Genomic DNA, 9,181 nt, shown 5'->3' with positions numbered 1-9,181 from the left:
ATCTGTAACATACTATAGTCCGTACGGGATTCGAACCCGTGTTACCGCCGTGAAAAGGCGGTGTCTTAACCCCTTGACCAACGGACCGGAGTTGTTATTTTCAACTCTTACTATTATACCGACTTTTTTTGCTTTGTCAACACCTTTTTTAACTTTTTTTCATTTCTCCTGAATTACTTCCTTCAGCTCTCTGAGAAGGGCTTTGCGGCCTTTAAACCGTTCGTCCGCCCAGAGGCGTTCGTAGGCTTCTTGTTTATCTTGTGGTAATTTTCTTCTATATGTATCCAACAATTCATGAAGGGCGTAGTAATCATCCAACCACAATCCTCCTTCTGGTAGGCGATGGCTAATCTCCCCTACTTCTTCATAAGCCATTCGGTCTAGGCGACGCTTTTGACTCTCTTGTTTTCTGACGCTATCAAGGATTTGATTGCGAAATTTTGTTTTGAAGTAGACGTAGAGTTTCTTTTCTTCTTCCACTAGTTCTGGATGGTGTTCTAGAAGTTCATGGAGACAAATCATGCCTTCTTGGTCCCAATCCTCTTTTTCCCATAGGTGAAGATAGTAGTCTTTTCTACATTTATGAACAATTCCTTTTACCTTTGCATAATACTTCTCAAGCATTTGCTTTCCCCCTTTCTCTGCTTGTAGTATAGCAGAGAAAGAGGGAAAGAAGGGCTTTGGTTTCTGTCTTGTGCTTTTTTTTACTCTCTAATGTTATGGAAGTTGTGAATGCTGACAAGTGAGAGTGAAAAAAGACAAAGATTTGAATCCTTGTCTTTTAGCTTATAAACGTATTAGTGAAACAGATCTACAATGGTATCCCAAACTGTCTGGGCTTTTTCTTTAATCTTAGCATCTGAAATAGCTTTGCCTGCTTCATCGACCAGATTTTGTGCTCGTCCACGAATATCTGCTAATATATCATCCGACTGCGTACTAGTATCACTTGTAGTTTGTTTCCGTGTGTTTTCTGGTGCAATACCATTCATTTTATAAGCATTTTCAACTGTAAAAGTGCTTCCTGGTGTATAAGGAAGAATTGTTTCTGCCATACTTCTAAAAATGTGAGCAGCACCATTCGAAGTCGAACCTGCCAGATAATGATTTTCGTCCGTAGTCGGGAAACCAAGCCAATGACTTATCACCACATCAGGCGTATATCCGATAACCCACTGGTCACTTGTATATACTGGGTTAAAAGCTGCTTCAGTTGTACCAGTTTTCCCAGCCATAACATAGTCATCTGGCGAGGAGCTTATTCCTGTACCGTTTGTAAAAGTACCTAACATCATACCGGTCATTTTATCGGCTACTGACTTATCTATTATACGTTTTTGAGAATTTTTGTGGGTTGCAATGACTTGTCCGCTCGCATTTTCAATACGAGTAATAAAATGCGCTTCAGGTATCAAACCTTCATTTGCAAACGCTGCATAAGCCTGCGCCATTTGTAGCGGACTTGTCTCCACCCCACCACCTAGAGCTACACCTAGCACACGATCAACATTCGTTAAATCAAGTCCGAATCTTTCACCTGATTCAAAAGCCTTATCGATACCAAGTTGCTTGACTGTCGCTACAGCAGGAAGATTTAGAGACTCGGCTAAGGCTTGATACATTGGAACTTCTGGTGATGTTTTGATCCCAGCGTAGTTGTCAACCTTATAGTCTCCATATTCCATGGTATGATTATCCAATTCTTTATTTAAAGCCCAACCCGCTTCGACTGCTGGTGTATAGACTACTAAAGGTTTAATCGTTGAACCTGGACTTCTTTTGGTCTGGGTTGCATAGTTAAAATTTCTGAAACCTGTCTTATCATCCCCTGCCACTCGACCAACAACTCCCCGTACTCCACCCGTTTTGGGTTCCAATGCGACACTACCTGACTCTGCATGCGTCCCATCTTCAGCTGTTGGAAAGAGGGAAATATTTTGGTAGATAACCTGCATATTTGCTTGGTAATTTTGATCTAGCTCCGTATAAATTCGATAACCGTTATTAACGATTTCTTCCTCTGTTAGATTATACTTTTCAATAGCTTCATTAACAACTGCATCAAAATAGGAAGGATAACGGTAGTCTGATATTTTCCCTTCATAACTATCTTTCAATTGAGAAGCCATATCAACACTTGCTGCTTCTGCTTCCTTATTTTTATCAAGGTAGCCGGCAGCCACCATATTTTGCAAGACAGTATCTCTTCGATTAGTTGAATGCTCAATAGAATTCAGAGGATTGTACAATTCTGGGCCTTTAAGCATACCTGCTAAAGTGGCGGCTTCATCAAGAGTTAATTCTGATGCCGAAACTCCAAAGTACTTCTTACTAGCATCCTCAACACCCCAAACTCCATTACCAAAGTAGGCATTGTTCAAATACATGGTTAGAATTTCTTTTTTACTGTATTTTTTGGTTAATTCTAAAGCAAGGAAGAATTCTTTAGCCTTTCTCTGAACAGTTTGGTCTTGTGAAAGATAAGCATTTTTCGCTAACTGTTGGGTAATTGTAGAACCACCACCCGAGCGACCAGCTGTTAGGATAGCTAGGAAAAAGCGACTATAGTTAATTCCACTATTTTTATAGAAGCTTCTATCTTCTGTCGCAATAACAGCATTCTGCAAGTCTTCACTAATTTCCGAGAGCTCAACATAGGTCCCTTTTTGGCCTGATAAAGCACCAGCCTCATTCTCTTCTCTATCAAAAATCACCGTTCGTGTTTTCAAAGCATTCTGCAAGTCTGTAACATTTGTCGATTTAGCCAAGGCAAATAGATAGACCCCAACAAACAAGCTTGCACTTAGTCCAAGAATTAGAAAGATTTTGGTCAGATGATAGCGACGCCAAAATTTTCGAATGGGTCCGACTTGGCCAACTTTCTTTCGCCCACCTCTTGACCGTCTTAAATTAGTCGAGGTATTTTCTTCGTTGTTAACTTCATCATTAACTTCATCGATTTCTATTTCTGCTATTTCAGATTCTTCTTTTTTAAATAAAGAAAGAAACTTTTCAAATAATGTATCTAATTTCATGCGTTTATTTTATCATCTTCCCCATAGGAAGACAAGAATTTAGCTAGTTTCTCTATCCAAATAATCTATTTTTTGTTACAATATCTGTATGAAATTTACCTTTGTTATCCCTGATTCTCTTCCTGAAATGACTGTCAAAGTCTTCTTGGAGGAGCAACTACTCATTCCAAGAAAAATACGGCATTTCTTGAGAATTAAAAAGCACATTCTCATCAATCAAGAAGAAGTCCACTGGCATCAAACTGTCAAATCCGGAGATGAATGTCAACTGATTTTCGATGAGGAGGATTATCCTACAAAAGAAATTGTTTGGGGGAATCCTAATCTTGTCCAAGAAGTCTATCAGGACCAACATTTAATCATCGTCAACAAACCTGAAGGAATGAAAACTCACGGCAATCAACCAGATGAGATTGCTCTTCTCAATCATGTCAGCGCTTATGTAGGTCAAACTTGCTATGTCGTTCATAGACTAGACAAAGAAACAAGTGGACTCGTACTATTTGCTAAAAATCCATTTATACTGCCCATCCTCAATCGATTATTGGAAAAAAAAGAGATTTCGCGAGAATACTGGGCTCTGGTTGAGGGAAAAATAGGAACTAAAGAGCTTGTCTTTCGAGACAAAATCGGTCGCAATCGTCACGATCGTAGAAAACGGGTGGTGGATTTCAAAAATGGTCAATATGCTGAAACTAATGTAACTCGATTGAAACAATTTCAAAACAAAACTAGTCTCGTTCGTTGTAGATTAAAAACAGGGCGAACTCATCAGATTCGAGTTCATCTATCTCACCACGGACATCCAATCCTTGGAGACCCGCTCTACAATCCACATTCAAAAACTAAAAGACTAATGCTTCATGCATTTAAACTTTCCTTTGTCCATCCTCTGACCTTAAACAAATTAAGCTTTACTGCGCTATCAGATACATTTGAAAGAGAATTAAACCAAAATGGATGACTCTATCATCCATTTTTTCTTATGGATACAATAAAAGCAAGACCAGTTGGTCTTGCTTTTATCAACTCAAGAATTATTTAGCGATTTTAGCGAAGTATTCAAGAGTACGTACAAGTTGTGCAGTGTATGACATTTCGTTGTCGTACCATGAAACAACTTTAACCAATTGTTTACCGTCAACGTCAAGAACTTTAGTTTGAGTTGCATCAAACAATGATCCGTAAGACATACCTACGATATCTGAAGATACGATTGGATCTTCTGTGTAACCGTATGATTCGTTTGAAGCTGCTTTCATAGCTGCGTTCACTTCATCAACAGTAACGTTCTTTTCAAGAACAGCTACCAATTCAGTAACTGATCCAGTTGGAGTTGGAACACGTTGTGCAGATCCGTCAAGTTTACCGTTCAATTCTGGGATTACAAGACCGATAGCTTTAGCAGCACCAGTTGAGTTAGGAACAATGTTTGCTGCACCAGCGCGAGCACGACGAAGGTCACCACCACGGTGTGGTCCGTCAAGGATCATTTGGTCACCAGTGTAAGCGTGGATAGTAGTCATCAATCCTTCTACAACACCAAAGTTGTCTTGAAGAGCTTTAGCCATTGGAGCCAAGCAGTTTGTAGTACATGAAGCACCTGAGATAACTGTTTCAGTACCATCAAGAACATCGTGGTTAGTGTTGAATACAACTGTTTTAACGTCGTTTCCACCAGGAGCAGTGATAACAACTTTCTTAGCTCCACCTGGGTGCAAGTGTTTTTCAGCAGCTGCTTTCTTAGCAAAGAAACCAGTAGCTTCAAGAACGATTTCTACACCGTCGTTAGCCCAGTCGATTTGTTCTGGATCACGTTCAGCAGAAACACGGATGAATTTACCGTTAACTTCAAATCCACCTTCTTTAACTTCCACAGTTCCGTCGAAACGACCTTGAGTTGTGTCATATTTCAACAAGTGTGCAAGCATAACTGGATCTGTAAGGTCGTTGATGCGAGTAACTTCAACACCTTCTACGTTTTGGATACGGCGGAAAGCAAGACGACCGATACGTCCGAAACCGTTAATACCAACTTTAACTACCATTAGTGATTTCCTCCTTATGAAAATCATGAAAATTTTATTGTGAAAAGAGTAACTTGAATCACTACAAATCACCTTTCAACATACCTATTATATAACTATTTGAGTTTAATTGCAAGCACTGGCCTTGTTTTTCTGATAAGCTTTGGTAATATTTTCATTTCTTTACTTAGCCTTGCAGCCTACTCCAATTCTATGCATTTCTTAATAAAAATATATTCTCTAAGCATAAAAAACCGAGGTTTACCCTCGGTTTTGGCTGATAATCAATTATTTACGGCGTCCTGGTCTTTCTTTGTAACCATAGTAAGAATCTTCGATGATTTCTTGCATATGGTCAACCATTGGAAGACGTGGGTTAGCTGGTGAACATTGATCTTCATAAGCAAGGAAGGCCAACTCACGAGAATGTTCTTTCCATTCTTTTTCATCGATTCCTTGTGCTTTGAAGTTCATTTGGATACCTACGCGCTCACCAAGTTCGTAGACAGCTTTTGCGTAAGATTCAACCCCTTCTTCTGGAGTAGAAGCTGGAAGTCCAAGCATGCGTGCGATATCTTGGTATTTTTCATCTGCACGGTAGTAGTTGTACTTAGGCCATGTTGCTGTCTTAGCTGGACGTGTACCGTTGTAGCGGATAACATATGGAAGCAAGATAGCATTTGTACGACCGTGGATTGTGTGGAATTGCGCACCAATCTTATGAGCCATTGAGTGAGAAATACCTAGGAAGGCATTGGCAAAGGCCATACCAGCGATTGTTGAAGCGTTATGCATTTTCTCGCGTGAATGGAAGTCTGCATTCTTCACTGAGCTTTCCAAGTTTTCGAATACAAGTTTGATAGCCTGAAGAGCAAGACCGTCAGTGTAGTCGCTAGCCATTTGTGATACGTAAGCTTCAGTCGCGTGAGTCAATACGTCCATACCAGTATCAGCAGCAACAAATCCAGGAACTGTCAATACCAAGGCAGGGTCTACGATTGCCACAGTTGGTGTCAATGAGTAGTCAGCGATTGGGTATTTACGGTTATTTGCTTTATCAGAGATAACGGCAAATGGAGTTACTTCAGATCCTGTACCAGATGTAGTTGGGATCGCGATGAATTTAGTCTTCTTACCAAGTAATGGGAATTTGAAGGCACGTTTACGGATATCCATGAATTTTTGTACAAGGTCACGGAAGTCCACTTCTGGTTGTTCGTAGAAGAGCCACATTACTTTAGCAGCATCCATTGGTGATCCACCACCAAGAGCGATGATTGTATCTGGTTTGAAAGAGCGCATAATCTCAGTACCACGTTCAACTGTAGTGATATCTGGATCTGGTTCTACATCTGCAAAGATTTGGTAAACAACCTTATTGCGACGAAGGTCAAGTTGTTCGATGATACGATCAAGGAAACCAAGCTCTACCATGGCATGGTCAGTAACGATCATGACACGTTCAACGTCACGACATTTTTGAAGGTATTGAATTGAATCACGTTCAAAGTATGTTTTTGAAGGAAGTTTCATCCATTGCATGTTATTTCTCCGTCTTCCGACTTTTTTGATATTCAAGAGGTTAATGGCACTAACGTTATCCCCAACTGAGTTGCGTCCGTAAGAACCACATCCAAGTGTCAATGATGGCAAGAAGGCATTGTAAACGTCCCCGATACCACCGAAAGTAGAAGGTGAGTTACAGATAACACGAATAGCTTTAACAGCTTTACCAAATTCTTTAGTCAATTCTTCATCAGCTGTATGGATGGCTGCTGAGTGCCCAAGACCGTTAAATTCAACCATTTGACGAGCTTTGGTAATACCATCTTCACGGCTTTCAGATTTCAAAACTGCGATAACTGGTGACAATTTTTCACGAGTTAATGGCTCGTTTTCACCAACTTCTTTACATTCTGCAGCAAGAATGTTTGTTCCTTCTGGAACAGTAAATCCTGCTTGTTCTGCAATCCAAGTTGCTGGTTTACCAACGATGTCAGCGTTCAATTTTGCACCAGCACAGTTTTTGCTGTTAGCTTTTACGCCGAAGCAGAACTCTTCAAGAAGTGCTTTTTCTTTTTTGTTTACAAAGTAAGTGTGGTAAGATTTGAACTCTGCTACAAATTCATCGTAAATTTCTTTATCAATGATAACCGCTTGTTCAGATGCACAGACCATACCATTGTCAAATGATTTAGACATTACGATATCGTGAGCAGCTTGGCGAATGTTAGCTGATTTTTCAACATAAGCTGGAACGTTTCCGGCACCTACTCCAAGAGCTGGTTTACCACATGAGTATGCCGCTTTAACCATGGCATTACCACCTGTTGCAAGGATAGTTGCAACACCTTCGTGGTTCATCAATGCACTAGTTGCTTCCATAGATGGTTCAGTAATCCACTGTACACAGTTTTCAGGAGCACCTGCTTTAATCGCCGCATCACGAACGATTTGAGCTGCGTGAGCTGATGATTCTTGAGCTGATGGGTGGAATGCAAAGACAATAGGATTACGAGTCTTCAATGAAATCAACGCTTTAAAGATTGCTGTTGAAGTTGGGTTAGTTGTTGGAGTGATACCACAAACAACACCAACTGGTTCAGCGATAAGAGTCAATCCTGTTACATCGTCTTCTTCGATAACACCAACTGTTTTAGTGTGGCGCATGTTGTTTACTACGTGCTCACAAGCAAATAGGTTTTTAGTTGCTTTATCTTCAAATACTCCACGTCCTGTTTCTTCAAAGGCATGTAAAGCTAATTCTCCGTGAGCATCAAGTGCTGCAACTGAAGCTTTTGCTACGATATAATCGACTTGATCTTGGTCAAGTTTACGCATTTCTTCAAGGGCAACTAAAGCTTTTTGCACCAAACCATCGACATGCTTTTCAGCAGCGAGTTTCTTTTCTTCTGGTGTTACAGTTTTTTTATCAGCCATATTTTCCTCCATAGCTTTCAAGGATTGTAAGTCCTTTGTTAATTTTTTCACAAGTTTATTATAACTCTTTTTTTAAAATTTGTAAACAGTTTCATGAGCATTTCACAAACTTTTTTTGTTTGTTTGTGAAAACAATTTCCAATATACCCACACATGCACTTTTTCACTTAAAGTTTGTGAATTATTCCGTAAAAGTTTTATTTTTCACAAACTTAGTTGTAAAACAGTCTTGTAAGCCGTTTTTATTTCCATGTAAGCGTTTTCTGTTGTTCTGGAAGAATACCTCCTTCTAGGAGGAGGTTATTGTGCTTGTTGAAATAAACCTTGTTTGAAGTCCCCTTCATAGACTACTTCTTGTTCGGTAGTCAGTTTTCCTTTTCCTTCAGCTTGGCCATTTACAAAGTCTCCCTCATATACCCAACCTGCTTTAGCTTGGTAGGTACCTTTACCATTGAAGGCACCATTGCTAAATTCTCCAGTATAGGTATCACCGTTTGAGAAGGTAACAGTGCCCTGACCATTCATCTTACCACGAACTAGGCTCCCGTCATAAATAATAGCATCGTTATCAAACTTAAGAACGCCCTGTTTTGGAAAATTGGTCAGAAATACGAGACCTGCACAGACAACAATGACGATCACTGTCGCAATTTCTAAACGGGGACGTGTTAAATAGACACTATATTTTTCATAGAGTTTTTTTAAATTTTCCATGTTCACTCTCATTTTCTAAGCGACTTAACCAAGCCTGGCAACCAGTTAAAACTCGGTCATAAGTTTCTTCAAAATCACCTGTATACCAGGGATCTGGAACGCTTTCAGATGCAAAAGGCTGTATCTTGTATTGTTGATCCTGTGGACACATCTGACGCAAATCAGCGAGATTAGACTCATCCATCCCAATGATATAGTCAAAATACTCAAAATCTTTTTTAGAAATTTGTTGGGAAGTTTTTGAAGTATCATAAGGAACGCCATGACTTCGAAAGATGCCTTGCGTCCCTTTGTGGATTGGATTACCGTGTTCCCAGGAAGAAGTCGCTCGACTTTGAATCTCATATTTATCGGTCAAGGATTTCATCACAAATTCCGCCATAGGACTGCGACAAATATTACCAAGACAGACAAAAGCAATTTTTTTCATTACTCTTCCTCTCACTTATAGAAAAACGGGAATGC

The 9,181-nt window shown here is 39.9% G+C and carries 7 protein-coding genes and 1 tRNA gene; 1 reads left to right on the top strand and 7 read right to left on the bottom strand.

Going from position 1 to position 9,181, the window contains the following annotated elements:
* Positions 1–15: 15 nt before the first annotated feature.
* The 3 genes from QM469_RS04750 to pbp2a all read right to left on the bottom strand — a co-directional run bounded on the left by QM469_RS04750 (position 16) and on the right by pbp2a (position 3,035).
* A tRNA-Glu gene (locus QM469_RS04750) sits at positions 16–87 on the bottom strand.
* 72 nt (positions 88–159) lie between these two features.
* Positions 160–624, bottom strand: coding sequence for a sigma-70 family RNA polymerase sigma factor (locus QM469_RS04745; RefSeq protein ID WP_414276138.1), 465 nt, complete (start codon positions 622–624; stop codon positions 160–162).
* Between the two features lie 173 nt (positions 625–797).
* Positions 798–3,035, bottom strand: coding sequence for a penicillin-binding protein PBP2A (gene pbp2a, locus QM469_RS04740; protein ID WP_414276137.1), 2,238 nt, complete (start codon positions 3,033–3,035; stop codon positions 798–800).
* 88 nt (positions 3,036–3,123) lie between these two features.
* Here pbp2a and QM469_RS04735 point away from each other — a divergent pair, with 88 nt between their 5' ends.
* Positions 3,124–3,999: an RluA family pseudouridine synthase gene (locus tag QM469_RS04735; RefSeq protein ID WP_414276136.1), complete on the top strand. Its 876-nt coding sequence runs from the start codon at positions 3,124–3,126 to the stop codon at positions 3,997–3,999.
* A 73-nt stretch (positions 4,000–4,072) separates the two neighbouring features.
* Here the strand turns inward: QM469_RS04735 and gap are convergent, their stop codons facing one another.
* The 4 genes from gap to QM469_RS04715 all read right to left on the bottom strand — a co-directional run bounded on the left by gap (position 4,073) and on the right by QM469_RS04715 (position 9,146).
* Positions 4,073–5,083: a type I glyceraldehyde-3-phosphate dehydrogenase gene (gene gap / locus QM469_RS04730; RefSeq protein ID WP_000260668.1), complete on the bottom strand. Its 1,011-nt coding sequence runs from the start codon at positions 5,081–5,083 to the stop codon at positions 4,073–4,075.
* A gap of 267 nt (positions 5,084–5,350) precedes the next feature.
* Positions 5,351–8,002 carry a bifunctional acetaldehyde-CoA/alcohol dehydrogenase gene (adhE, locus tag QM469_RS04725; protein ID WP_414276139.1) on the bottom strand — a complete coding sequence of 884 codons (2,652 nt, stop codon included), beginning with the start codon at positions 8,000–8,002 and terminating at the stop codon, positions 5,351–5,353.
* A gap of 300 nt (positions 8,003–8,302) precedes the next feature.
* Positions 8,303–8,716: an MORN repeat-containing protein gene (locus QM469_RS04720; protein ID WP_311523481.1), complete on the bottom strand. Its 414-nt coding sequence runs from the start codon at positions 8,714–8,716 to the stop codon at positions 8,303–8,305.
* On the bottom strand, positions 8,691–9,146 hold the full coding sequence (locus QM469_RS04715; RefSeq protein ID WP_311523479.1) for a low molecular weight protein-tyrosine-phosphatase: 456 nt from the start codon (positions 9,144–9,146) through the stop codon (positions 8,691–8,693). The genes QM469_RS04720 and QM469_RS04715 overlap by 26 nt, the downstream gene beginning before the upstream one ends.
* Positions 9,147–9,181: the final 35 nt, after the last annotated feature.

Origin of the sequence: Streptococcus infantis, assembly GCF_047464215.1 — a bacterium.
GTDB lineage: Bacteria > Bacillota > Bacilli > Lactobacillales > Streptococcaceae > Streptococcus > Streptococcus infantis_P.
Note: the sequence above shows the minus strand (reverse complement) of the source record. Positions and strands in the feature narration are given on the sequence as shown.

Bases quoted from the DNA above. Each gene is read 5' to 3' on its own strand.
- QM469_RS04745 (WP_414276138.1), bottom strand. From the start codon at position 624: ATGCTTGAGAAGTATTATGCAAAGGTAAAAGGAATTGTTCATAAATGT.
- pbp2a (WP_414276137.1), bottom strand. From the start codon at position 3,035: ATGAAATTAGATACATTATTTGAAAAGTTTCTTTCTTTATTTAAAAAA.
- QM469_RS04735 (WP_414276136.1), top strand. From the start codon at position 3,124: ATGAAATTTACCTTTGTTATCCCTGATTCTCTTCCTGAAATGACTGTC.
- gap (WP_000260668.1), bottom strand. From the start codon at position 5,083: ATGGTAGTTAAAGTTGGTATTAACGGTTTCGGACGTATCGGTCGTCTT.
- adhE (WP_414276139.1), bottom strand. From the start codon at position 8,002: ATGGCTGATAAAAAAACTGTAACACCAGAAGAAAAGAAACTCGCTGCT.
- QM469_RS04720 (WP_311523481.1), bottom strand. From the start codon at position 8,716: ATGGAAAATTTAAAAAAACTCTATGAAAAATATAGTGTCTATTTAACA.
- QM469_RS04715 (WP_311523479.1), bottom strand. From the start codon at position 9,146: ATGAAAAAAATTGCTTTTGTCTGTCTTGGTAATATTTGTCGCAGTCCT.